21 protein-coding genes and 2 pseudogenes are annotated in these 24,718 nt (G+C 67.5%); 14 read left to right on the top strand and 9 right to left on the bottom strand.

Annotated features, from left to right (window positions below):
- Positions 1-244: 244 nt before the first annotated feature.
- The 3 genes and pseudogenes from G3N64_RS31225 to G3N64_RS31235 form a co-directional block, all read right to left on the bottom strand.
- Positions 245-709, bottom strand: a complete 465-nt coding sequence (locus G3N64_RS31225) for a GNAT family N-acetyltransferase (protein ID WP_205787613.1) — start codon at positions 707-709, stop codon at positions 245-247.
- A gap of 109 nt (positions 710-818) precedes the next feature.
- Positions 819-1,190: a nuclear transport factor 2 family protein gene (locus G3N64_RS31230; RefSeq protein WP_205787630.1), complete on the bottom strand. Its 372-nt coding sequence runs from the start codon at positions 1,188-1,190 to the stop codon at positions 819-821.
- A gap of 92 nt (positions 1,191-1,282) precedes the next feature.
- Positions 1,283-1,882 (bottom strand): annotated as a pseudogene (locus tag G3N64_RS31235) (hypothetical protein).
- Between the two features lie 153 nt (positions 1,883-2,035).
- On the opposite strand from G3N64_RS31235, the gene G3N64_RS31240 reads away from it, so the two are divergent.
- The 3 genes and pseudogenes from G3N64_RS31240 to G3N64_RS31250 all read left to right on the top strand — a co-directional run bounded on the left by G3N64_RS31240 (position 2,036) and on the right by G3N64_RS31250 (position 3,765).
- The gene (locus G3N64_RS31240; protein WP_346778849.1) at positions 2,036-2,668 is read left to right on the top strand and encodes an aldehyde dehydrogenase family protein; all 633 of its coding nucleotides are present in this window, start codon (positions 2,036-2,038) and stop codon (positions 2,666-2,668) included.
- A gap of 199 nt (positions 2,669-2,867) precedes the next feature.
- Positions 2,868-3,308 (top strand): annotated as a pseudogene (locus tag G3N64_RS39975) (aminotransferase class III-fold pyridoxal phosphate-dependent enzyme); the annotation flags it as partial.
- Positions 3,309-3,366: 58 nt separating this feature from the next.
- Positions 3,367-3,765 (top strand): cytosine permease, encoded by a 399-nt coding sequence (locus G3N64_RS31250; RefSeq protein WP_241021303.1) that lies wholly within the window; start codon positions 3,367-3,369, stop codon positions 3,763-3,765.
- Here the strand turns inward: G3N64_RS31250 and G3N64_RS31255 are convergent.
- Both G3N64_RS31255 and G3N64_RS31260 read right to left on the bottom strand, forming a co-directional pair.
- Positions 3,724-4,278 carry a hypothetical protein gene (locus G3N64_RS31255; protein ID WP_205787614.1) on the bottom strand — a complete coding sequence of 185 codons (555 nt, stop codon included), beginning with the start codon at positions 4,276-4,278 and terminating at the stop codon, positions 3,724-3,726. The two genes, G3N64_RS31250 and G3N64_RS31255, sit on opposite strands and share 42 nt — an antisense overlap.
- A gap of 87 nt (positions 4,279-4,365) precedes the next feature.
- Entirely contained in the window at positions 4,366-5,388 is a 1,023-nt protein-coding gene (locus G3N64_RS31260; RefSeq protein WP_205787615.1) for an AraC family transcriptional regulator, read from the bottom strand.
- Between the two features lie 144 nt (positions 5,389-5,532).
- On the opposite strand from G3N64_RS31260, the gene G3N64_RS31265 reads away from it, so the two are divergent.
- From G3N64_RS31265 to G3N64_RS31275, 3 genes are read left to right on the top strand one after another with little or no spacing between them, the layout of a single operon-like run.
- Positions 5,533-7,200 carry an acyl-CoA synthetase gene (locus G3N64_RS31265; protein ID WP_205787616.1) on the top strand — a complete coding sequence of 556 codons (1,668 nt, stop codon included), beginning with the start codon at positions 5,533-5,535 and terminating at the stop codon, positions 7,198-7,200.
- Between the two features lie 22 nt (positions 7,201-7,222).
- Entirely contained in the window at positions 7,223-7,990 is a 768-nt protein-coding gene (locus tag G3N64_RS31270) for a 3-hydroxyacyl-CoA dehydrogenase (protein WP_205787617.1), read from the top strand.
- An 18-nt stretch (positions 7,991-8,008) separates the two neighbouring features.
- Entirely contained in the window at positions 8,009-9,199 is a 1,191-nt protein-coding gene (locus tag G3N64_RS31275) for an acetyl-CoA C-acetyltransferase (protein ID WP_205787618.1), read from the top strand.
- 114 nt (positions 9,200-9,313) lie between these two features.
- Here G3N64_RS31275 and G3N64_RS31280 read toward each other — a convergent pair whose 3' ends face one another.
- Positions 9,314-10,006, bottom strand: coding sequence for a TetR/AcrR family transcriptional regulator (locus G3N64_RS31280; protein WP_205787619.1), 693 nt, complete (start codon positions 10,004-10,006; stop codon positions 9,314-9,316).
- A gap of 355 nt (positions 10,007-10,361) precedes the next feature.
- Between G3N64_RS31280 and G3N64_RS31285 the strand changes: the two genes are divergently transcribed.
- The 8 genes from G3N64_RS31285 to G3N64_RS31320 all read left to right on the top strand — a co-directional run bounded on the left by G3N64_RS31285 (position 10,362) and on the right by G3N64_RS31320 (position 21,083).
- Positions 10,362-11,642 (top strand): Zn-dependent hydrolase, encoded by a 1,281-nt coding sequence (locus G3N64_RS31285; protein ID WP_205787620.1) that lies wholly within the window; start codon positions 10,362-10,364, stop codon positions 11,640-11,642.
- A gap of 127 nt (positions 11,643-11,769) precedes the next feature.
- A complete protein-coding gene (locus tag G3N64_RS31290) occupies positions 11,770-13,107 on the top strand; it encodes an NAD(P)-dependent oxidoreductase (RefSeq protein ID WP_205787621.1) in 1,338 nt (445 codons plus the stop codon).
- A gap of 55 nt (positions 13,108-13,162) precedes the next feature.
- A complete protein-coding gene (preA, locus tag G3N64_RS31295; RefSeq protein WP_205787622.1) occupies positions 13,163-14,476 on the top strand; it encodes an NAD-dependent dihydropyrimidine dehydrogenase subunit PreA in 1,314 nt (437 codons plus the stop codon).
- A gap of 101 nt (positions 14,477-14,577) precedes the next feature.
- Complete coding sequence (locus G3N64_RS31300; RefSeq protein ID WP_205787623.1) at positions 14,578-16,086, top strand: NCS1 family nucleobase:cation symporter-1; 1,509 nt, start codon at positions 14,578-14,580, stop codon at positions 16,084-16,086.
- 61 nt (positions 16,087-16,147) lie between these two features.
- Entirely contained in the window at positions 16,148-17,605 is a 1,458-nt protein-coding gene (hydA, locus tag G3N64_RS31305) for a dihydropyrimidinase (RefSeq protein WP_205787624.1), read from the top strand.
- Positions 17,606-17,952: 347 nt separating this feature from the next.
- Positions 17,953-19,227 carry a NupC/NupG family nucleoside CNT transporter gene (locus G3N64_RS31310; protein WP_205787625.1) on the top strand — a complete coding sequence of 425 codons (1,275 nt, stop codon included), beginning with the start codon at positions 17,953-17,955 and terminating at the stop codon, positions 19,225-19,227.
- 39 nt (positions 19,228-19,266) lie between these two features.
- On the top strand, positions 19,267-20,583 hold the full coding sequence (deoA, locus tag G3N64_RS31315) for a thymidine phosphorylase (protein ID WP_205787626.1): 1,317 nt from the start codon (positions 19,267-19,269) through the stop codon (positions 20,581-20,583).
- Positions 20,584-20,693: 110 nt separating this feature from the next.
- Complete coding sequence (locus G3N64_RS31320; protein WP_205787627.1) at positions 20,694-21,083, top strand: cytidine deaminase; 390 nt, start codon at positions 20,694-20,696, stop codon at positions 21,081-21,083.
- A 28-nt stretch (positions 21,084-21,111) separates the two neighbouring features.
- Here the strand turns inward: G3N64_RS31320 and G3N64_RS31325 are convergent, their stop codons facing one another.
- The 3 genes from G3N64_RS31325 to G3N64_RS31335 form a co-directional block, all read right to left on the bottom strand.
- Complete coding sequence (locus G3N64_RS31325; RefSeq protein ID WP_205787628.1) at positions 21,112-22,227, bottom strand: aromatic ring-hydroxylating dioxygenase subunit alpha; 1,116 nt, start codon at positions 22,225-22,227, stop codon at positions 21,112-21,114.
- 246 nt (positions 22,228-22,473) lie between these two features.
- Positions 22,474-23,169: a peptide-methionine (S)-S-oxide reductase MsrA gene (gene msrA, locus G3N64_RS31330; RefSeq protein WP_205787631.1), complete on the bottom strand. Its 696-nt coding sequence runs from the start codon at positions 23,167-23,169 to the stop codon at positions 22,474-22,476.
- A 123-nt stretch (positions 23,170-23,292) separates the two neighbouring features.
- Positions 23,293-24,718: redoxin domain-containing protein (locus G3N64_RS31335; protein ID WP_205787629.1), on the bottom strand; the 1,426-nt coding region annotated here is incomplete at its 5' end.

The following is a 24,718-nucleotide window of genomic DNA, read 5'->3' on the forward strand; positions in this document are numbered from 1 at the left end:
CCCATCCCGAACAGGACCGTGAAACGACTCTACGCCGATGATAGTGCGGATTCCCGTGTGAAAGTAGGTAATCGTCAGGCTCCCTTAGCCAGAAACCCCCGCCCGAAAGGCGGGGGTTTTTGCATTGGCGCGACGGAAATGCATGGGGGATCGGGATGGCCGGCCTGGCCGGAACAGGCGCGTCGAATGCGTCGGCTCAAGCCTCCACCGTTCTCGTGCGATCTACCGCTTGGCGCCACTGGAATCAGATCGTGATCCGCAAGATCGGAAAGGACCTGCCGGGGACGACGCTCGACTCTTTTTCGCCGATCTTTTCAGCCCCGAGCGCCAGATAGAACGGAACCGCATTCGGATCGGCTTCGATCACGAAGCTTCTGATCCCTCTCGTGGCGCTTTCCCTGCGGACCTCTTCCCACAGTGCACGAGCGACACCCCGGCCCATGTGGTCGGGATGGACGAACAGCCATCCGGGCGTCGGGCGATCGGATTCCGACGACGCCCTGACCCAGAACCCGATGATGGCCTCTCCGGATTCCGCGACGTAGCCGATCGACCCATCGATCGTCTCGGGCGCAATCGTGAGATCGCTCTGCCACAAGTCGAGCCAGTCCTTCGGATAGCCCCAGTGCGCCTTCGAAATGCGAGCCAGTTTCGTGAGTGCGTCCGCGTCCGCGGTACGGGCAGCGCGGACGGTAAATGGTTTTTGCATCTCGTCTCCTGTCATCGTCGACACCTTCGTCGAGGCATCGTCCGGCTCCCATCGACTCCACTCCGGATTCGCGGCTTGCGGACTCGAATGGAGGTCGAACTCGACGCAGCTACATGACCTGCGATGCATGCCCGGCGACGACGCGCCAGCCGGCGCGCGATCGACGCCACAGCCGAGTATAGGCAAACACACCGTCGAACGCCGTGCCGTCGAAATGGCCGGCGAGTCTCGCCTTTGTCGTGGTCAGGATCATCTCGCCTATCGCGCATGCGCGCGTTTCCTGCACATCGAGTCTGTCGAGACGCAGCAGCTTCGCGCGATGCGCGGCCAGGTCGTCTTCCTTCGAGATGACCTGGCCGGTCGGAACGGTGAACACCAGATCGTCGTCCAGTAAGGTTTCGAGCGCATCGACATCGTTGGCCAGCATCGCGGCACGAAGCGCGGCTTCGCTGGGTTCGATGGCTGTACGGATTGCATCCATTTCAGGGCCTCGCATCGTCTCTGAAGGTGTGCGGTTCTTCTCATGCCGGCTAGCCACAGCAGCAAGGAACATACCGCGCCGACGGATACTGCCTATCGCGCGTTCGACAGCGATTGACGCCGGACCAGCATCACCACGCAGATGCCGATCGACGCGATGACGTTGACGGCCGGATAGAACGCGATCGCGACACTCCACGTGCTCAGTGCCAGCAACGCCAGCGCTTACTTGAACACGCACAGCACGAAATACGCGAGGCTCTCGCTCCACGGATCGCGGATCGTCTTGCGGACAGTCGGGCCGAGGCCTGCAAGCTCGATCAGCGTGACCAGACAGATCGAGATCGTCGGGTCGTCGGTCAGCATCCACAACGGAATGGCCGACAAGGCCGCGACCAGGAAAAACCAGTCGACGCGTGTCCAGCCGCGTTCGCCGCGAAACACGCTGGCCACCAGCGTCAGGAAGCATGTGACGGCAATCGCTGCCGTGCACCACGCGGATGGCCCCGCACCCGCGACGAACTGGCCGGCAGCCGCGATCGCCGTGACGACCGACCACACGAGCCAGGTGAACAGGTGCGGTCGAACGGTGCGCCGGTAGATCGCGAGCGCGTACGGAATCGCCGCCAGCAACGACACGGCCGTTCCGATAACGCCAAAGATCGAAGCGGCGCCCTGATCGACATTCACCATCGACGCATCCTTGTTCGCCCAGGCCGACCAGTATGTGGTCGGCCGGGCTCGGGCGCAATGTCGTGTCGGCCGGATGTCGCAACGGGCGTCACGTCGCATCGCACTGGAAAGCCGATGCGATCGCACGCAAACAAACGATACCGGGATCGTGACGTGGCTTCAGCAGAAAGTCATCAGTACGCGGACTGGAGACGTCTCGCGGCGCAAGTCGTCCCGAGAACGCTCGCGCATATCGGCGGCCGCAGCGTGCCGGCTCGAAGCGGCCGGACATTCGCCGCGTTCATGCCCGGCGATCCGCTCGATCCGTCGAGCGGGATGGGCGCCATCGTCGACGAGCAACAGCATCGGCGCGTTCGCGAGTGGATTGCACGCGGCCGCGATAGCGCAACGCTCGCGATCGGCGGAGGCGCGCCGCGCGTCGACGGCAAGGGCTACTTCATCGAGCCGACGATCTTCATCGATGTAAAGCACGACGACGCCATCGCCCGCGAGGAGATCTTCGGGCCGGTGCTGTCGGTGATGGCATTCGACACCGAGGCCGAGGCCGTCCGGCTCGCGAACGACTCGATCTATGGCCTTGCCGCATCGGTATGGACCGGCAGCCTGTCGCGCGGGCACCGTGTGTCGGGCCGACTGCGCGCCGGCACGGTGTCCGTCAACACGGTCGACGCGCTGCGCGCACGGACGCCGTTCGGCGGGTTCCGCCAGGCGGGCTTCGGCCGCGATCTTTCACTGCATGCGATCGACAAGTACACGGGCCTCAAGACGACCTGGATCAGTTTCTGATTCGACGCGGCGGGCCGCGAGCGATTGCGCCGCGCAACGCGACAACGCTTTTTATCCACAAAACGAACCGGAGACTCGCCTATGAATGCGCCCCGACTTTCCGCATCGTACGACGCAGGACTATCAACGCAGCGCCGCCGCGCATTACCTGCATGCGTTCGTCGACCAGAAGGCGCGGAACGAGGAAGGCGCACACGTGATGGTGCGTGGCGAAGGTGTCCATCTATGGGATAACGACGGCAACTGCTACCTGGACGGCATGTCCGGGCTGTGGTGCGCCAACGTCGGCTATGGGCGACCGGAGCTGGTCGACGCCGCCGCGCGGCAGATGAAGGAACTGTCCTACTACAACATGTTCTTTCATACGACGCACCCGTCGGTGATCGAACTGCCGGAGCGTCTGTTTGCGCTGCTCGGCAATCGCTTCAGTCACGTGGTGTATACCAATTCGGGATCCGAATCGAACGAAGTGCCGATTCGCACCGTGCGGCGGTTCTGGGACGTGATGGGCAAGCCGGAGAAGAAAGTGCTGATCGGCCGCGTGAACGGCTATCACGGATCGACGGTGGGCAGCGCATCGCTGGGCAGCATGGCGTTCATGCCCAAAATGGGCGATCTGCCGATTCCGAACATCACGCACGTGGACGAACCGTACTGGTATGCGAATGGCGGCGACCCGAGCCCCGAGGCATTCGACAATGCTGCTGTACGTGCTCGTGCCGTGGACCGCAATCAACCTCGTCGACTACTACGTCGTCTGTCACGGCGAGTACGACGTCGATTCGTTCTTCCGGCAGGACGGCGGCATCTACGGACGTTTCAATACGATCGCCGTCGGCTCGTATTTCATCGGCATCGTCGCGCAGGCGCCGCTCATGGCGACCGATCTCTATACGGGAGAACTGGCGAGCCGGCTCGGCGGTGCGGATGTGTCGTGGATCGTCGGTCTGTCGCTGACGTCGCTCGTCCATTACGCGGGCTGCAAGCTGTTCTCGCGGCCGCTGCAGGATGTTGCCGCGAGCGTTGACGGGGTTTCCCGATGCGTCCGCGTCACGTTACCGCACGAATGTCCGCAGGCGTTCGGCGTGGGCTTCTAGGCCGTCGAGGCCGAGGTCGTGGCTGAGTTTGCCGGAGCGAACCTCGGCGATGTCGGCGGTGAGCTTGCGCAGCAGTGTTGCACTTGCCGTGCGGCAGGCGGCCGCCGCATCAACGCCTTGCGCCGCTAGTGCCGTGCCGATCAGGCGCGCGCTGTCGGCACCGCCGCCGGCGATACAGCGCGCCATCGCGTCGGCATCGGGTCGTACGCCGGTGTCGAGCAGCGCGCACATCAGCGCGGCCGGCACGTTGCCGGATACGGATGCCAGCGAATCCGGCGCGACCGGTGCCCCGGATTCGCGCAACGCGGCGGCGGCAAACTTCTTGCACCGCAGCGCATAGTCGGTCGGGATCGAGCTGCCGGCGCGTGCCGCGCCGAGATTCGCCACGAGCGGTGTCAGTTGCACCGTGAGCGTCGCGTCGTCCTGGTCGATCGCGTGTCGCAACGCCTGGCGTGCGAGCGCCGGCTGGGCGGCGAGCATGCCGTCAGCGAGCGGCGTGCGCCAGTCGATCACGGCTTCGCGATAGAACGCGATCAGCTTGTCTGCCAGCGGCGCCGACGGGCCATGCTCGATCCGGCGTTCATCGACATACTCAAAACGTCATGCTCCGCTCGCACTTCCCGGCTCCGCCTCCGCCGCATGCACGTCCCGCCGAAACGCGCCCGGGCTCGTACCTGTCCATTTCCGGAACGCGCGATGAAACGCGCTCGGTTCGGTGAAGCCAAGCTCGGCCGCGATCTCCGCGACGCTGAGCCCATTCCCGCGCAGCAGCGACTGGGCCAGCGCGCCGCGCAGCTCGTCCTTGATCGCCGCGAAGCTTTGCCCTTCGCTGCGCAGGCGCCGCCGCAGCGTTGCCGGTGTCGTGCCGAGGCGCACGGCCAGCGTATCGAAGTCGGGCCACTCGGCGGCCGGTAGCGTCTTCAACTGCGCGCGCGTCTTCGCGACCCAGCCCGTATCGTGCCGGTAGCGGACGAGCAGGTTGCCGGGCGCGCCGCGCAGGAAGGTCTTCAGCGCCTGCTCGGAGCGGATCGTCGGCAGCGCGAGGTACGCAGCATTGAACGCGAGCCGGCTGTCGGGCCGGTCGAAATGCACGGGCACGCCGAAGAACTGGTGATAGTCGCTGCGCTGGTCGGGGCTCGGGCACGCGAAGTCGATGCGTTGCAGCGGGATGCGCCGGCCGATCAGCCAGCACGCGACGCCAAGGAGGATCAGCCAGAACGTCCGGTACGCGAACGCCGGGTAGGGCGCGCCCGTCTGCGTCAGCACGATCTGCGCCTGTCCGTCGGCCACGACGAGCTCGCCGTGCGGCTCGTCCAGCACCACGCGCAGGAACTGCAGCGCGCGCCGCAGCGCCTTGTCGAGGGTGCCCGCATGCAGCACCGCATGGCACAGCAGCGTGAAGCTGCCATGCCGCATCGGGCGCGCGGCGAGCCCGAAGAATTCGTCGTCGAGGGTGCCGGCGATCGCGAGCCACAGCCGGCCGTACTGCTGCGGCGTGACGGGTTCGCGCACGGCGGCCGGCAGGCCGGCGGCGCGCAGCACGGGCTCCGTCGGGATGCGTTGCCGGCGCAGGCACGCGAGCGCGTCGTCGACGAAATCCGGCGAAATCATCTGCGGCCCCATTTTCCTGCAACCTCCCGACATGGCAAAAGCGATCACGATTCTAGATTCGGTTTGTCATTGATTGCAATGTATGGGCTGTCTACTATCGAACTATCCCCGTCGCGCCCCTGGCTCGCCGGCGGCCATAACGTACAGGAGACACGCATGCCTGATGGAGCTACCGCCCGGGCGGTGCCGGCCTACGCCGACGCCGTGGCCCGGTTCAGTATCGAGACCGCCGCGCAGCAACTGCACGGCGACCTGGAGCGCGGCCTGAACGCGTGCGTGGAATGCTGCGACCGACACGCATCGGCGGACGCGATCGCGCTCGACTGGATCGACGCAGGCGGGCAGCACCGCAGCTACACGTTTGCGCAGATGAAGGCGCTGTCGGCACGCGTCGCGAACCTGCTGGTCGCGCAGGGCGTGAAGCCGGGCGACGTGGTGGCGGGCCTGTTGCCGCGCACGCCCGAACTCGTCGCGACGATCCTCGGCACGTGGCGCGCGGGCGCCGTCTATCAGCCGCTGTTCACCGCGTTCGGCCCGAAAGCGATCGAGCACCGGCTACGCATGAGCGACGCGCGCCTGGTCGTGACCAACGTCGCGAATCGCGCGAAGCTCGACGAGATCGCCGATTGCCCGCCCGTTGCGACGGTGCGCGAGCCGGGCGAGACGCTGCCCGAACGCGACATCGATTTCCGTGCGGTGCTCGATGCGCAGTCCGACACGTTCGAACCGGTGCTGCGCAAGGGGGCGGACCTGTTCATGATGATGTCGACGTCGGGTACGACGGGCTTGCCGAAGGGGGTGCCGGTGCCGCTGCGCGCGCTGCTCGCGTTCGGGGCATACATGCGCGAAGCGGTGGACCTGCGTGCCGGCGACCGGTTCTGGAACATCGCCGATCCCGGCTGGGCGTACGGCCTTTATTACGCGATCACGGGCCCGCTGCTGCTTGGCCACGCGACGACACTCTACGAAGGCAGCTTCACGGTCGACAGCACGTACGACGTGATCGAACGGCTCGGGATCACGAGCCTCGCCGGCTCGCCGACCGCGTACCGGATGCTGATGGCGGCCGGGACGGACGCGGCGGCGCGGCTGAAGGGCAAGCTGCGCGTGGTCAGCAGCGCGGGCGAACCGCTGAATCCGGAAGTCGTACGCTGGTTCGACGCGGCGCTCGGCGCGCCGATCTACGATCACTATGGCCAGACCGAACTCGGGATGGTCGTGAACAATCACCACGGCCTCGCGCATGTCGTCCACGCCGGTTCGGCCGGCTTCGCGATGCCCGGCTACCGCGTCGCGGTGCTCGACGAAGCGAGCCGCGAGCTCGGCCCCGGCGAGCCCGGCAACCTTGCGATCGACATCGCGCGCTCGCCGCTGCTGTGGTTCCACGGCTACTGGCAGCAGGACACGCCCGCGATCGCGGGCGGCTATTACCGGACCGGCGACAACGTCGAGCTGGAACCGGACGGCACGGTGAGCTTCATCGGCCGCGCGGACGACGTGATCACGTCGTCCGGCTACCGGATCGGCCCGTTCGACGTGGAAAGCGCACTGATCGAGCATCCGGCCGTGAGCGAGGCCGCCGTCATCGGCGTGCCGGACGCGGAGCGCACGGAGATCGTCAAGGCGTTCGTCGTCCTGTCGAAAGACTTCGACGGCACACCGGCGCTGGCGGAGGAACTGAGCCTGCACGTGAAGCGGCGGCTGTCCGCTCACGCCTATCCGCGCGCGATCGACTTCGTCGACGCGCTGCCGAAAACCCCGAGCGGCAAGATCCAGCGCTTCGTATTGCGCAAGATGGAAGCCGAAAAGGCCGCTCAACCCTGAACACAACCTGTACGGACTGCGAATGGATATCAAGGATCGCGTTTTTCTGATCACGGGCGCCGGATCGGGCCTCGGTGCCGCGGTGGCGCGCATGGTGATCGCGGAAGGCGGCAAGGCCGTGCTGCTGGACGTCAATGAAGAGGCCGGCGCGGGCCTCGCGCACGAACTCGGCGCGGCCGCACGCTTCGTGAAGACCGACGTGACGAGCGAAGCCGACGGGCAGGCAGCCGTCGCTGCTGCGCGTGATGCGTTCGGCCGCATCGACGCGCTCGTCAACTGCGCGGGCGTCGCGCCGGGCGAGAAGGTGGTCGGCCGCGACGGCCCGCACTCGCTCGACCGCTTCGCGCGCGCGGTGTCGATCAATCTGGTCGGCACGTTCAACATGATCCGGCTGGCCGCCGAAGCGATGTCGAAGCAGGACGCCGACGCGGAAGGCGAGCGCGGCGTGATCGTCAACACCGCGTCGGTCGCGGCGTTCGACGGGCAGATCGGGCAGGCCGCGTATGCGGCATCGAAGAGCGGCGTGGTAGGCATGACACTGCCGATCGCGCGCGAGCTCGCGCGGTTCGGCATTCGCGTGGTGACGGTCGCGCCGGGCATCTTCGCGACGCCGATGATGGCCGGCATGCCGCAGGACGTGCAGGACGCGCTCGGCAAGAGCGTGCCGTTCCCGCCGCGGCTTGGCCGCCCGGAAGAATTTGCGGCGCTGGTGCGCCACATCGCCGAGAACACGATGCTGAACGGCGAAGTCATCCGTCTCGATGGCGCGTTGCGCATGGCACCGCGCTGACACTGGAGGAAGCGAATCATGACGACTCAGGATCCGATCGTAATCGTTGGCACGGCGCGTACGCCGATGGGTGGTTTTCAGGGCGACCTGGCGGCAGCCAGCGCGAGCGACCTTGGCGCGGTAGCGATTCGCGCGGCGCTCGAGCGCGCGAACGTGCCGGCCGAGCGTATCGACGAAATCGTGTTCGGCTGCGTGCTGCCGGCGGGCCAGGGCCAGGCACCGGCGCGGCAGGCCGCGCTGAAGGCCGGGCTGCCGCTTGCGGCGGGCGCGACCACGGTCAACAAAATGTGCGGCTCGGGAATGAAGGCCGCGATGTTCGCGCACGACCTGCTGCTGGCGGGCTCGGCGGGCGTGGCCGTCGCAGGCGGGATGGAGAGCATGACGAATGCACCGTACCTGCTGCCGAAGGCGCGCGCGGGGATGCGGATGGGTCACGGGCAGGTGCTCGACCACATGTTCCTCGACGGGCTCGAGGACGCGTACGAGAAGGGCCGCCTGATGGGCACGTTCGCCGAGGATTGCGCGCAGGCGTACCAGTTCACGCGCGAGGCACAGGATGCGTTCGCGATCGCGTCGCTGACGCGCGCGCAACGCGCGATCGCCGAAGGGCATTTCGTATCGGAGATCGCGCCGGTGACCGTGAAGGCGGGCAAGACCGAAACCGTCGTGTCGATCGACGAACAGCCGGGCAAGGCCAAGCTCGACAAGATCCCGACGCTGAAGCCGGCCTTCCGCGACGGTGGCACGGTGACGGCCGCCAATGCGTCGTCGATCTCGGACGGCGCGGCCGCGCTCGTGATGATGCGCCGCTCGGAAGCCGAGCGCCTGGGCCTCACGCCGAAGGCGGTGATCGTCGGGCATTCGACCTACGCGGACAAGCCGGGCCTGTTCGCAACCGCGCCGATCGGCGCGCTGCGCAAGCTGTCGGAGAAAACCGGCTGGAACCTGCGCGACGTCGACCTGTTCGAGATCAACGAAGCATTCGCGGTGGTGCCGATGGCCGCAATGCGCGATCTCGACCTGCCGCACGAGAAGGTCAACGTGCATGGCGGCGCGTGCGCGCTCGGGCATCCGATCGGTGCATCGGGCGCGCGCGTGATGGTGACGCTGCTGGCCGCGCTCGAAACGTACGGCATGAAGCGTGGCATCGCGTCGCTGTGCATCGGCGGTGGCGAGGCGACGGCGGTCGCGATCGAGCGCATCGTGTAACGCACGAAGCACGAAGCACGAAGCAGCGTACGCACGCTGCGACGCAGTCGACGGGTATCGCAGGGGAAAACCTGTGCGATACCCGTTTTGCTTTTGGCGGATCGCGTTGCGGCGCTACGCCTTCGCGTGCGGCGACACCGCGCCGCATGCGCGAATCACGAGCTGCACGACCTGCTCGGTCCGCTCGTCGAACGCCTTCTTCGTGAACGCCCGCTTGCCGCTCAGTGCGCGGATCTGCGCATCGAAATCCGCGTAGTGCTGCGTGGTCGCCCAGATCAGGTACATCAGCGTGTGCGCGTCGATCGGTGCGAGCAGCCCGCGCGCGATCCAGCCGTCGATCACCTTCACGCGCGTGTCGAACCACGGCTTCACACGTTCCGACAGGATGTCCTGCATGTGCTCGGCGCCGTGGATGATCTCGTTGGCCCAGACCTTCGAGCCGAGCGGGCGCCGCCGCGACAGCGCCATCTTTGCGCGCACGTAGGCGCCGATTGCTTCGACGGGATCGTCGTCGGCCTCGAACGTGCCGGCCGCGCGATGCCAGTCCTCGAACAGGTCGTCGAGCACGCGGCGGTACAACGCAAGCTTCGTCGGGAAGTAGTAATGCAGGTTGGCTTTCGGCAGGCCGGCGCGCTCCGCGATCATCGCGGTGCTCGCGCCGTCGAGCCCGCGTTCCGCAAACACGGCCTCCGCGCAGGCGAGCAGATGCGCTTCGTTGGACTCGCGGATGTGCGCCTTGCGTCGCCGCAAAGGCGCGAGCGTTTCGTCGCTGTCGGTGGCTTCGGTTGCCGCCTCGTCATGTCTCATCGTTGCCCTCGCGCGGCGGGCGTGCCGCGTTGGGCTTCATTCTAGCCGCTGATCCGCATCGAGCGCACGTGTGCCGACATCGCGCGTTCATTGCCATGCTGCGTTGCGATGGCACGTTTCTCGCTCCATTCATTCACGCAAGAAAGACATTGATTTGGACATTTTGATCGTCTAAAACCTGTCCAATCGGACAGGATTCGATGAGCGGCGGAGACCCTTCAGCCGGATTCGTCGGACGATCTTCGCGAACGACCGGGCATGCACCGCACTTGGGCGGCGTTGCCCCGAAACAGGTATGCCACGCACCGGCACAGACCGGGCTGACGACATCACCGACCCCACAGGAGCGATACGAATGGACGCGGTATCGGAAACAGTGAAACGGGCAGCTTTCGACACGTCGATCAAGGTCGACGGCAAGCGGTTGTGGGACAGCCTGATGGAAGTCGCGAAGATCGGTGCGACGCCGAAGGGCGGCGTGTGCCGCCTCGCGCTGACCGACCTCGACAAGGCCGGCCGCGACCTGATCGTCGGCTGGGCGAAGGCCGCCGGCTGCACGGTGTCGGTCGACACGATGGGCAACGTGTTCATGCGCCGCGCGGGCCGCGTGGCCGATGCGGCGCCGGTCGTCACGGGCTCGCACGCGGATTCGCAGCCGACGGGCGGCCGCTTCGACGGCATCTACGGCGTGCTCGGCGGCCTCGAGGTGATTCGCAGTCTCAACGATCACGGCATCGAAACCGAGCATCCGGTCGAGGTCGTGATCTGGACCAACGAGGAAGGCTCGCGCTTCGCGCCTGCGATGGTTGCGTCCGGCGTGTTCGCGGGCGTGTTCCCGCTCGAATACGGGCTGTCGCGCAAGGATGTGGACGGCAAGACGATCGGCGAGGAACTGGCGCGCATCGGCTACGCGGGTGACGTGCCGTGCGGCGGGCGCAAGCTGCACGCTGCATTCGAACTGCATATCGAGCAGGGGCCGATTCTCGAGGCGGAATGCAAGACGATCGGTGTCGTGACCGACGCACAGGGGCAGCGCTGGTACGAGATCACGTTCACCGGGCAGGAAGCGCATGCGGGGCCGACGCCGATGCCGCGCCGGCGCGATGCGCTGCTCGGCGCGTCGCGCGTGGTCGATCTCGTCAACCGGATCGGCCTCGATCATGCGCCGTTCGGCTGCGCGACGGTCGGCATGATGCAGGTCTATCCGAACTCGCGCAACGTGATTCCCGGCCGCGTGTTCTTCACCGTCGATTTCCGTCATCCGGACGACGCCGTGCTCGCGAAGATGGATGCCGCGCTGCGCGAAGGCGTGGCACGCATCGCGGCCGATATCGGGCTCGAGACCGCACTCGAGCAGATTTTCTATTACAAGCCGGTCGCGTTCGATCCTGCCTGTGTGGAAGCCGTGCGCGGCGCGGCCGACCGCTTCGGCTATTCGCATCGCGACATCGTGTCGGGCGCGGGCCACGACGCGTGCTATCTCGCGCAGGTCGCGCCGACGTCGATGGTGTTCGTGCCGTGTGTCGACGGCATTAGCCACAACGAGATCGAGGACGCGACGCCCGCATGGATCGAGGCCGGCGCGAACGTGCTGCTGCACGCGATGCTGTCGCGCGCATGCGAGCCGGCGTCATGACGCACAGACCATAGCAGCCGGCAGGCCGCGTACCGCCTGACCGTAGCATTCCTGATCACGACCGCCCCGACCGCGCATTCGCAGCCGGCGGGGACGGCTTTGTCTCCACCCAGTCGAAGGAACGCGTATGACCACCAAGCCAACCGGCGATATCGCCGCGCATCGCCTGTCGTCCACGCAACTCTCGTGCGAATTCGCCGATATCGCACCGCTGCTCGATCCGACTGCCGCAGCGGCCGCCGCCAGCCGCTGCCACTACTGCTATGACGCACCGTGCGTGCAGGCCTGCCCGACACAGATCGACATCCCGAGCTTCATCCGCAAGATCGGCAACGGCAACCTGAAGGGCGCCGCGACCGACATCCTGTCGGCGAATCCGCTCGGCGGGATGTGTGCGCGCGTGTGCCCGACCGAGATCCTGTGCGAAGGCGCATGCGTGCGCAACCACCAGGATGCGCAGCCCGTTGCGATCGGCGCGCTGCAGCGGCATGCGACCGACTGGGCGATGGAGACCGGCGCGGTGCGCTTCACGCGCGCGCCCGATACGGGCCGCCATGTCGCGGTGGTCGGTGCGGGGCCGGCCGGGCTCGCGTGCGCGCACCGGCTCGCGATTGCCGGGCACCGTGTCGCGCTGTTCGACGCGCGCCCGAAGGCCGGCGGCCTCAACGAATACGGGATCGCCGCGTACAAGACCGTCGACGCTTTCGCACAGCGTGAAGTCGAGTGGCTGCTGTCGGTGGGTGGCATCACGCTGAACACCGGCGTCGCGCTGGGCCGCGACATCACGCTCGACGCGCTGCGCGAGCAGCACGATGCAGTGTTTCTCGCGATGGGCCTCGGCGGCGTGCGCGCGCTCGCGATCGACGGCGAGCAACTGGCCGGCGTGATGAATGCGGTCGACTTCATCGAGCAGGTGCGGCAGGCCGATGCGCTGGAGAACGTACCGGTCGGGCGGCGCGTGGTCGTGATCGGCGGCGGCAATACGGCCATCGATGCAGCGGTGCAGAGCCGCAAGCTCGGCGCCGAGCGCGTGACGATGGTCTACCGGCGCGGCGTGGACGCGATGAGCGCGACGTGGGCCGAGCGCGAGTTCGCGCAGAAGAGCGGCGTGACGCTCGTCACGCACGCGAAACCCGTTCGCATGGCGGGCGCGAACGGGCAGGTGACGGGTGTCGAGTTCGAGGCGGCATCGGGCGAGCGCTTCACCGTCGATGCGGACATGGTGCTGAAGGCGATCGGCCAGACACTGGTGCCGGACGCCATCGACGCCGCGCTGCTGACAGCAGATGGCGCGCGCATCGCGGTGGATGCGGACGGACGCACCGCGTGGCCCGACGTGTGGGCCGGCGGCGATTGCGCGGCGACGGGCGGCATCGACCTCACGGTGCAGGCCGTGCAGGACGGCAAGCGCGCGGCCGCGTCGATCGACGCGGCGCTCGCGGCGCGCAATGCGAAGGCTGCGTGAACGCGCGGCGCACCTCAAGCACAACGAACACGACCCCACTCTCACGGAGCCGAACATGGCCGACCTTCGCTGCACCATCGCGGGCATCACTTCGCCGAATCCCTTCTGGCTTGCGTCCGCACCGCCGACCGACAAGGCCTACAACGTGAACCGCGCGTTCGAGGCGGGCTGGGGCGGTGTCGTCTGGAAGACGCTCGGGCTCGATCCGCACGTCGTCAACGTCAGTTCGCGCTACGGCGCCGTGCAGTGGAACGGCCAGCGCATCGCGGGGCTGAACAACATCGAACTGATCACCGACCGTCCGCTCGACGTGAACCTGCGAGAGATCGCGCAGGTGAAGCGCGACTGGCCGGATCGCGCGCTGATCGTGTCGCTGATGGTGCCGTGCAACGAGCGCGACTGGAAATGGATCCTGCCGCTCGTCGAGGATACGGGCGCCGACGCGGTCGAGCTGAACTTCGGCTGCCCGCACGGGATGAGCGAGCGCGGGATGGGGGCGGCAGTCGGACAGGTACCCGAATATGTGGAGATGGTCACGCGCTGGGTGAAGGAAGGCACGAAGCTGCCGTGCCTCGTGAAACTCACGCCGAACATCAGCGACATCCGGATGGGGTCGCGTGCCGCGTACAAGGGCGGCGCGGACGGCGTGTCGCTGATCAACACGATCAACTCGATCGTCGCGGTCGATCTCGACCACATGGCGCCGATGCCGACCGTCGACGGCAAGGGCACGCACGGCGGCTATTGCGGCCCGGCGGTCAAGCCGATCGCCTTGAACATGGTCGCGGAGATCGCGCGCGATCCGGAAACGCCGAACCTGCCGATCTCGGGCATCGGCGGCATCTCGTCATGGCGCGACGCGGCGGAGTTCATGGTGCTCGGCGCCGGCAGCGTGCAGGTGTGCACCGCCGCGATGCATTACGGCTTCCGGATCGTGTCGGATCTGGCCGACGGGCTGTCGAACTGGATGGACGAGAAGGGCTATGCGACGCTCGACGACATCCGTGGCCGCGCGGTGCCGAACGTGACCGACTGGAAATACCTGAATTTGAAGTACGACATCAAGGCACGCATCGACCAGGACCGCTGCATCCAGTGCGGGCTGTGCCATATCGCGTGCGAGGACACGTCGCATCAGGCGATCACGGCGACGAAGGACGGCGTGCGCCATTTCGAAGTGGTGGACACGGAATGCGTCGGGTGCAATCTTTGCATGCACGTGTGTCCGGTCGAGCAGTGCATCACGATGGAGCGTGTCGATTCGGGCGACTACGCGAACTGGACCACGCATCCGAACAATCCGGCGAGTGCGGACGCGGGTGCGGGTGCGGCGGCGGCACCCGAGAAGCACGCGAAGAAGGCTGCTTGACCGGCGTCCGGCGGCGCGGGCCATCCTGCACCTCCGTTTTTCGTTCCACCCGGGCCGGCATCGGACGATGCCGGCGCTGACGTTTTCGTGGAGTGAGTTCGATGAATCACGCAGCGAATCCCGCCGATCCCGACAGCGCCGCGGCGCAGGGCGGCAGCCTGTACAACGACGACCTCGCGCCGACGACGCCGGCGCAGCGCACGTGGAAGTGGTATCACTTCGCGGCGCTCTGGGTCGGGATGGTGATGAACATCGCGTCGTACATGCTCGCGGCCGGGCTGATCCAGGAAGGCATGTCGCCGTGGCAGGCCGTGATGACCGTGTTGCTCGGCAACCTGATCGTGCTCGTGCCGATGCTGTTGATCGGCCATGCGGGCGCGAAGCACGGGATTCCGTACGCGGTGCTCGTGCGTGCTTCGTTCGGCACGCAGGGCGCGAAGTTGCCGGCGCTGCTGCGCGCGATCGTCGCGTGCGGCTGGTACGGAATCCAGACCTGGCTCGGCGGCAGTGCGATCTACACGCTGCTGAACATCCTGACCGGCAACGCGTTGCATGGTGCCGCACTGCCGGTCGTCGGCATCGGCTTCGGGCAGCTCGCGTGCTTCTTCGTGTTCTGGGCGTTGCAGATCTACTTCATCTGGCACGGCACCGATTCGATCCGCTGGCTCGAAAGCTGGTCGGCGCCGATCAAGGTCGTGATGTGCGTGGCGCTCGTGTGGTGGGCGACGTCGAAGGCGGGCGGCTTCGGCACGATGCTGTCGGCGCCGTCGCAGTTCGCGGCGGGCGGCAAGAAGGCCGGGCTGTTCTGGGCGACCTTCTGGCCGGGCCTGACCGCGATGGTCGGCTTCTGGGCGACGCTCGCGCTGAACATTCCCGACTTCACGCGCTTCGCGCATTCGCAGCGCGACCAGATGATCGGGCAGTCGATCGGGCTGCCGTTGCCGATGGCGCTGCTGTCGGTGGTGTCGGTCGTCGTGACGTCGGCGACCGTCGTGATCTACGGCAATGCAATCTGGGATCCGATCGACCTGACGAGCCGGATGACGGGCATCGGCGTGGGCATCGCGCTCGTGATCCTCACGCTCGACACGATGTGCTGCAACCTCGCCGCGAATCTCGTCGGCCCCGCGTACGACTTCTCGAGCCTGTGGCCGAAGGCGATCTCGTACCGCACGGGCGGAATGATCACCGCGACGATCGCGATCGTGATGATGCCGTGGAAGATCCTCGCGACGACGGACGGCTACATCTTCACCTGGCTCGTCGGCTATTCGGCGCTGCTCGGGCCCGTGGCGGGGATCCTGATGGTCGACTACTTCCTGATTCGCGGCACGCGGCTCGACACGCGGGCGCTGTTCGACGAGCGTGGCGGCTTCAGCTACGCGCGCGGCTGGAACCCGGCCGCGCTGGCCGCGCTCGCGGTCGGCGTGCTGCCGAACCTGCCCGGCTTCCTGCACACGGCGTTTCCGGCGTCGTTTCCGAACGTGCCGGCGTTCTTCAACACGCTTTACACGTACGCGTGGTTCGTCGGCCTCGTGCTGGCGTCGTGCGTGTACGGCACCTGGATGAAGTGGCGCGCCGGACAGCGCGCGCAGATCGCGAGTGCATGACGCACAGGATGCGTGCGATGCATGTGATGCGGCACCCGACAGTCAACGAGGAGGCAACGAAATGGCAATCCTGATTCGTGGCGGCACCGTGGTCGATGCGGACCGTTCCTACCGCGCGGACGTGCTCTGCGCAGCCCCGGAAGACGGCGGCACGATCCTGCAGATCGCCGAGCAGATCGACGCACCGGCCGGCGCGACCGTCGTCGACGCGCACGACCAGTACGTGATGCCGGGCGGCATCGATCCGCATACGCACATGGAACTGCCGTTCATGGGCACGACCGCGAGCGACGATTTCTACACGGGCACGGCCGCCGGGCTCGCGGGCGGCACGACGAGCATCATCGACTTCGTGATCCCGAGCCCGAAGCAGCCGCTGATGGACGCGTTCCAGGCATGGCGCGGCTGGGCCGAGAAGGCGGCAGCGGATTACGGCTTCCACGTAGCCGTGACATGGTGGGACGAGAGCGTGCATCGCGACATGGGCACGCTCGTGCGCGAGCACGGCGTGTCGAGCTTCAAGCACTTCATGGCGTACAAGAACGCGATCATGGCCGACGACGAGGTGCTCGTGAACAGCTTCTCGCGTTCGCTCGAACTCGGCGCGCTGCCGACCGTGCACGCGGAGAACGGCGAGCTCGTGTTCCAGCTGCAGAAGGCGCTGCTTGCACGCGGGATGACAGGGCCGGAGGCGCATCCGCTGTCGCGGCCGCCGGAGGTCGAGGGCGAGGCCGCGAACCGCGCGATTCGCATCGCGCAAGTGCTCGGCGTGCCCGTATATATCGTGCACGTGTCGGCCAAGGATGCGGTTGACGCAATCACGCGTGCGCGCAGCGAAGGGCTGCGCGTGTTCGGCGAGGTGTTGCCGGGCCACCTGGTGATCGACGAGGCTGTGTATCGCGATCCGGACTGGACGCGTGCGGCCGCGCACGTGATGAGCCCGCCGTTCCGCTCGGCCGAGCATCGCGAGGCGCTGTGGCGCGGGCTGCAGGCGGGGCAGCTGCATACGACGGCAACCGACCACTGCGTGTTCTGCGCATCGCAGAAGGCGATGGGCCGCGACGATTTCACGAAGATCCCAAACGGCTGCGGCGGTGTCGAGGATCGCATGTCGGTGCTGTGGCATCACGGCGTGAATCATGGCCGCATTACGCCGAACGAGTTCGTGCGGATCACGTCGACGAACGCCGCGCAGATCTTCAACCTGTATCCGCGCAAGGGCGCCGTGCAGGTGGGCGCCGATGCCGACCTCGTCGTGTGGGACCCGGCCGTGACGAAGACGATCTCGGTGAAGACCCATCACCAGCAGGTCGACTTCAACGTGTTCGAGGGGATGACGGTGCAGGGCGTCGCGACGCACACGCTCACGCGCGGTGCACTCGCGTGGGCGGACGGCGATTTGCGCGCAGTGCGCGGCGCGGGCCGCTACCTGAAGCGCCCGCCGGCAGCCAGTTACTACGAGGCCGCGCGGATCGCGAACCGGCTGCGCGAACCGCATCCGGTCGAGCGCGCCGGCTGAACGGTGCGTATCGCGCGGGGTGTGCCGGTTCGAACGATACGCTCCGTGCGCGCTGGCGCCGCCTTTCCCGTTCATGCGGGCACCGCTTCGGCCCGATCCTGTCTCTTCTCCGCCCCCGTCAATTCTCTCAATATATGGGACGGATTGCGCGTGATCCCGTCTTTCCGATCTCCAGATACGTAGAAGAACTGAGCAAGTCGACGAAGCACGCGACGTCGCGCAAATGCGACCATTTTGTTTGCGTTGTCGGCGTGCATGGCGGCGAGTAATATCCACCGACGGCGTTGCGCAGGCGTGCCGGGCCGCCCGCCGAACAGTCCAACAACATTGAGAGGAAGGAGTACGAGGTGGATATTCTGCGCAGTCTCCTGGGTATGCTGTTCCTGCTGCTGGTTGCCTATCTGCTGTCGAACAACCGGCGCGCGGTGAGCGGCCGGACCATGATCGCCGCACTGTGCACGCAGCTGGCGATCGGCGCGCTGGTGCTGTTCGTGCCGTCGGGCCGCGCGGTGCTGGCGGCGGCCGCGAACGGCGTCAATCGCGTGCTCGACATGGGCAATCACGGCATCGCGTTCGTGTTCGGCGGGCTGGTCGACAGCCGGATGTTCCAGTTGTTCGGTGACGGCGGGTTCGTGTTCGGCCTGCGCGTGCTGCCGATGATCATCTTCGTGACCGCGCTGATCGCGGTGCTGTACTACGTTGGCGTGATGAAGTGGATCGTCGCGATCCTCGGTGCGGCGCTCGCGAAAGTGCTCGGCGTGAGCCGCATCGAGGCGTGCTCGGCGGTGGCGACGATCTTTCTCGGGCAGAGCGAGATGCCCGCGCTCGTGAAGCCGTTCGTGCGGAACATGACGAGCGCCGAGATCTTCACGGTGATGGCGAGCGGCATGGCGTCGGTTGCGGGCTCGGTGCTGGTCGGCTACGCGGGCCTCGGTGTGAAGATGGAATACCTGCTCGCCGCGTCGTTCATGGCGGTGCCCGGCGGGCTGCTGTTCGGCAAGCTGCTGTTTCCGACAGTCGAGCCGAGCCGCGTCGTGGTCGACGGGCTCGATTTCGACGACAAGCGCGCCGCCAACGTGATCGAGGCGGCGGCATCCGGTGCGTCGGTCGGGTTGCGGATCGCGATCAACGTCGGCGCGATGCTGATCGCGTTCGTGGGGCTCATCGCGCTGATGAACCTCATCGTCGGCGGCGTGGCCGCGTTCGCGGGCTTTCCGCAGATCACGCTGGTAGGTATCATCGGCCACCTGTTCGCGCCGCTCGCGTGGATCATCGGCGTGCCGTGGCACGACGCAACGCTGGCCGGCAACTTCATCGGCGAGAAGCTGATCTTCAACGAGTTCGTCGCGTATGGCGACCTGTCGCCGTACCTGAAGGGTGGCGAGCATGTTGCGGCGGCCGGCCTGCAGGTGCTCGACCCGAAGACGCTCGCGATCGTGTCGTTCGCACTGTGCGGCTTCGCGAACTTCTCGTCGATCGCGATTCTCGCGGGCGGCTTCAGTGCGGTCGCGCCCGAGCGCCGCTCGGAAGTTGCGCGGCACGGCCTGCGCGCGCTGACGGCCGCGACGCTGTCGAACCTGATGAGCGCGGCGATTGCCGGCCTGTTCTTCTCGCTGCATTGAACCGTGCAGCAGAGTCCGACCGATCGAGGGGAAACAACGATGTTTTTACCGCAGGAATTCATTCGCCGAAAGCGCGACGGGCAGCCGCTCGATCGCGACGGGATCGCCGCTTTCGTGCGCGGCGTGACCGACGGCAGCGTGACCGAGGGCCAGGTGGCCGCGTTCGCGATGGCCGTGTATTTCAACGACCTGAGCACCGACGAGCGCGTCGCGCTGACGCTCGCGCAGCGCGACTCGGGCGACGTGCTCGACTGGCGTGCGCTCGATCTCGGCGGGCCGGTGATCGACAAGCATTCGACCGGCGGCGTCGGCGACGTCGTGTCGCTGATGCTCGGGCCGATGGTGGCCGCGTGCGGCGGCTACGTGCCGATGATCTCGGGGCGCGGGCTCGGCCATACCGGCGGCACGCTCGACAAGCTGAGCGCGATTCCCGGCTACGACGTGACGCCCGATACGGACGCGTTTCGCCGCACGGTGCGCGACATCGGCGTCGCGATCATCGGGCAGACCGAGAGGCTGGCGCCGGCCGACAAACGCATCTATGCGATTCGCGACGTGACGGCGACCGTCGAGTCGATCGCGATGATCACTGCGTCGATCCTGTCGAAGAAGCTCGCGGCCGGACTCGACGGGCTCGTGATGGACGTCAAGGTCGGCTCCGGCGCATTCATGCCGACCGCCGAGCAATCGGCGGAACTGGCACGCAGCATCGTCGACGTCGGCAACGGCGCCGGCATGAAGACGACCGCGATCCTCACCGACATGAACCAGTCGCTCGCACCCTGCGCGGGCAATGCGCTCGAAGTGGCGTGCGCGATCGACTACCTGACGGGCAAGTCGCGTCCGGCGCGCCTGCATGACGTCACGATGGCGCTTTCGGCGGAGCTGCTCGTTACCGGCGGGCTGGCGCGCGATGTCGCGGAGGCGCGCGCGAAGTTGCAACGCGCGCTCGATTCGGGCGCGGCGGCGGAGCGCTTCGCGAGGATGGTGACGGCGCTCGGCGGCCCCACGGACCTGATCGATGCACCTGCGCGTCATCTTGCGCGGGCGAATGTGGTCGTGCCGGTTCCGTCGCGCGCGAGCGGCGTGGTGCAGCGGGTCGATTGCCGCGCGCTCGGGCTGGCGGTCGTCGCACTCGGCGGTGGCCGCACGCGCGCGGCGGATGCGATCGACTACAGTGTCGGCCTGACGGCGCTCGCGGAAATCGGGCAGCGTGTCGAAGCCGGCCAGCCGCTCGGCTACGTGCATGCCCGCGACGCCGCCGCTGCGGCGCACGCGGTGGACGCGATCCAGCGCAGCTACGTGCTGGGCGAGACGGGCGACGCGCCGCCGACCATTTATCAGCAGATCGGCTGACCGATCGCCCGGTGCGGACACGGGCGATCGCTTCACGTCGCGGGCGTATCGTGACGGCCGGGGTGCGGCCGCACCGATGCGGCCCGGCACACAAACGGAGGCACGACGAGATGGAACGACATGAACTGATCGAAGCGGCGAAGGCGGCGCGCGAACACGCGTATGCGCCGTATTCGCGCTTCAAGGTCGGCGCGGCGCTGCAGGCGCGCGACGGGACGATATTCCACGGCTGCAATGTCGAGAACGCGTCCTACGGACTCTGCAACTGCGCGGAACGCACGGCGATGTTTGCGGCCATCGCCGCGGGGTATCGTCCGGGGGATTTCGCGCGGATCGCGGTCGTCGGCGACACGGACGGCCCGATCGCGCCGTGCGGCGCGTGCCGCCAGGTGATCATCGAGATCGGCACGCCCGACATTGAAGTGATCCTGGCCAACCTGAAAGGGGCCGTCGACGTCACGACGGCCCATGCATTGCTGCCGGGCGCGTTCCGGTTGTAGCGGCGCGCGCGAGGGCGCGCCGCGAACATCATGCGCCGTCGCGCGCTTCGCGGATCGGGATCACCGTACGCGCGCCGCACTGGCGCAGCAGGTCGCGCAGCTCGTTGATGACCGGAAACACCTCGTGGTTCCAGTCGGCGCCCTGGCGATCGTGCGCTTTCTGCTCGCGCTCGACGATCCAGCGATCCTCGCGGAAGATGCGTTCGGTGAACCAGACGAGCAGCGGCCACGCGAGATCGAGCGCGAACGGTATGCCGGGCTTGTGGATCGACAGCAGTCCGAACGTGCGATTGGTGCGCTGCTCGGCGTCGAGCGGTACGTAGACGATCCACAGGTCCATCACGAGCGTGCCTTCGCTCGAACGGATCTGCAGTGTCTGATACGGATAGCCGGTGCGCACCGTCATCACGCTCTTGTCGGCCTGATCGGCCGGCTTCTTGCTCGCGCCGAACACGAGCGCCTCGCCGACCGGCTGCTTGCCTTCCATCCGCGCGAACGTGTAGTCGACCTCGACCCAGTCGTCGCCGCGGCGCCGGCCGACCGAGCGCGCGCGCATCTGCCCCATCTGCTTGCGATGCAGGAACTGATGGTTCATGTCCATCAGGTTCTCGTGCATGAACGAGTAGTGGCACTTGACCTCGCGGCCGAAGCGGCGCGTCTTGAACGCGCGGTCGTCCGCCGATTCGAGCGCGGGGAACGGCCGTGTGTCGGCGAGCGTCGCGTCGCCCGGGAACACGAAGATCAGCCCGTGCGCTTCGCGGCACGGATACGCGCGCACGCCATTGGGCAAGCGCTCGCGGCCGAGGTACGGCACGTCGACGCAGCGGCCGCTGTCGCACGCGTAGGTCCAGCCGTGATAGCAGCAGCGCAGCGTCTCGCCGCTCACGACGCCCGCGTGCAGCGGCACCTGGCGGTGCGCGCAACGATCTTCGAGCGCGTACACGGCGCCGGATTCGGTGCGCACGAGCACGATCGGATCGCCGGCGAAGCGCACGCCGAGCGTCTTGCCGCGTTTCAGCTCGCGCGACCACGCGAGCGGGTACCAGTGATCGGGATGAATCGGCACGCGGCGCAGGTCGCGCACGACCGCGCCGGAAGAGGATTCTCCAAGGGTGCCGCTGTCAGGGAAGGGCACTGCGCGCATGCGGGACGCCTCCGGGATGGACTGGGATACTGGGATGCCGGGCGCCGCATGATGCGGCGGGGATCTGGAGAAGTCTACGCGAAGTTGCCGGCCGCGGCGGACGCGATGCGGGTTTGCCCCGGCACGGCGGCCGCGGTTTCGTTGATGCAGCGCAAACCGGGCCGAAGGCGGCGCGTGGCCGCACCGGTCCCGGCCCGGGCCCCGGCCGCGCGGCGGGTGTCATGCCGTCACGCGGCCGCTTGCCGGTCACGAGTGCGCATCGCGCCACAGTACCGCGTCGGTGCGGTACAGCGCCGGGAAGCGCTGCTTCAGCCCGGCGATCTTCGGCATGTCGTTGTACGCGATGTACGGCGCGTCGGGATGCAGCTCGAGGTAGTTCTGGTGATAAGTCTCGGCCGGGTAGAACCCCTTGTAGTCCTCGACGCGCGTGACGACGGGCGCCGGAAACACGTGTGCGGCGCCGAGCTGCGCGATGTACGCGGTCGCGACCGCGCGTTGCTGCGCGGTGGTCGGGAAGATCGCCGACCGGTATTGCGACCCTTCGTCGGGGCCCTGCCGGTTGAGCTCGGTCGGATCGTGCGCGACCGAGAAGAACACCTGCAGCAGCCGGCCGTACGTGATCCGGGTCGGGTCGTAGACGATGCGAACCGATTCCGCGTGCCCGGTCAGCCCCGAGCCGACGAGCGCGTAGTGTGCGGTTTCGGACGCGCCGCCCGCATAGCCGGCCGTGACCTGCTTCACGCCCTTCACGTGCTCGAATACGCCCTGCACGCCCCAGAAGCAGCCGCCGGCGAGCACGGCCGTCTCGTCGTGCGATGCGCCGGGCGTTTCGTCGAGCGTCGGTGCGGGCACGGTGCGCATCGGCTCGGCGGAGTTGACGATGCGCTGGTAGCCGAACACGGCGGCGGCCGCGACGGCGATGGCGCCGATGCGGCGCAGCATCGCCGTGCGCCGTTGCGACGTGGGACCGCGGGGGGAGGTGATGTTCACGGTGTGCTCCTTCGGAAGGCGGATTGGAAAGCGGGTGGCCAGGAGGCGGCGCCGGTGTGCCGCCTCCGGCCGGAATCAGCCGAACGTGAACGCATACGCATTCACGCCGGGATCGAGAAACTCGATCGCGAACGTGCGGTCGGCGATCGCGCCGTCCTGCCGGACCAGCTGGTACAGGCGCTGCGCGGTCACGGTGCCGTAGCCTTGCGCATCGACGTCGCTGCCGTGTGCGGCGCCGGGCGCCGCGCCGTCGAGCGTCACGCGAAAGCGCACGGGCTGGCCGTTCGCCCCCGGCCCGAGCACGAGGTGCAGGTCGCGGGCGTGGAAGCGGTAGACGATCCGTCCCGACGGCGCGGCGAGCGATGCGCGTTCGGCGCCGATCTGCCACGTGCCGGCGAGGCCCCAGTCGTTGAGATCGGGGTGCGCCGGCGCGTCGTAGCGGTGCGCGGCATCGCGCACGACGCCGCCCGGCGACGTGAAGCTCTCCGCGCGCGCATAGCCGACATAGGTTTCGGGTGAACGGACGTCCGCGGTGTCTGCGGCTGCGAGCGCACCCTTCGCCGGTGCGCCGGTGAGCCCGATCGGCACGTTCAGCGCTTCCGGATGGCCGGCCTCGGCGAGCAGCGACTGGATCGCGCGCTCCGACTGCGCGTACTCGCCTTCGCCGAAGTGGTGATGGCGGATGCGCCCTTGCGCGTCGATGAAGTAGTGCGCGGGCCAGTATTCGTTGCCGAACGCGCGCCAGATCGAATAGCCGTTGTCGATCGCGACCGGGTAGCCGATACCGAGGTCGTGCACGGCCTTCTTCACGTTGCCGATGTCGCGCTCGAACGCGAACTCGGGTGCGTGCACACCGATCACGACGAGCCCGTACGGCGCGTACTTGCGTGCCCATGCGGTCGTGTACGGCAGCGTGCGCAGGCAGTTGATGCACGAGTAGGTCCAGAAATCGACCAGCACCACCTTGCCGCGCAGGCCGGCCGCCGTCAGCGGCGGCGAGTTCAGCCACTGCACCGCGCCGTCGAGCGACGGCAGCGTGCCCTCGACGGGCAGCGCGGCCGGCGTCGCGTCGGCTGCGCGCATCATTGCGCTGCCGGCCATCGCTCCGCCGCCGGCCTGCGCGCCATCGGCAGATGCGGCCATCATCGCGCCGCCGCTCGTGTTGTCGGTGGCATTGGCCGTCGCGGCGGTCGCCGCCGGTGCGCCATTTGAGCGCCCGCCGAGCCGGTCGATGAGTTTCGTCTCGAACCCGCCCGTCGTGACGGTCGACAACTGGGCGAGCGCGCCCGTATCGAGGCCGAGCGCGATCGCGCCGACGCCGGCCAAGAGCGCCACGCCGATCCCGCGCTTGATCCATTCGCCGGCGCCGAGCGAGCGTTTCATCGCGGCAAACACCTTGCCGCCGATCACGAGCGCGACGCCGAGCGACGTCGCCGCGCCGGCCGCATACGCGACCAGCAGCAGCGTCGTGCCCACGCTAGCGCCGCGCAGTGCGGCAGAG

Source organism: Burkholderia sp. Ac-20344 (assembly GCF_017104975.1).
Lineage (GTDB): Bacteria > Pseudomonadota > Gammaproteobacteria > Burkholderiales > Burkholderiaceae > Burkholderia.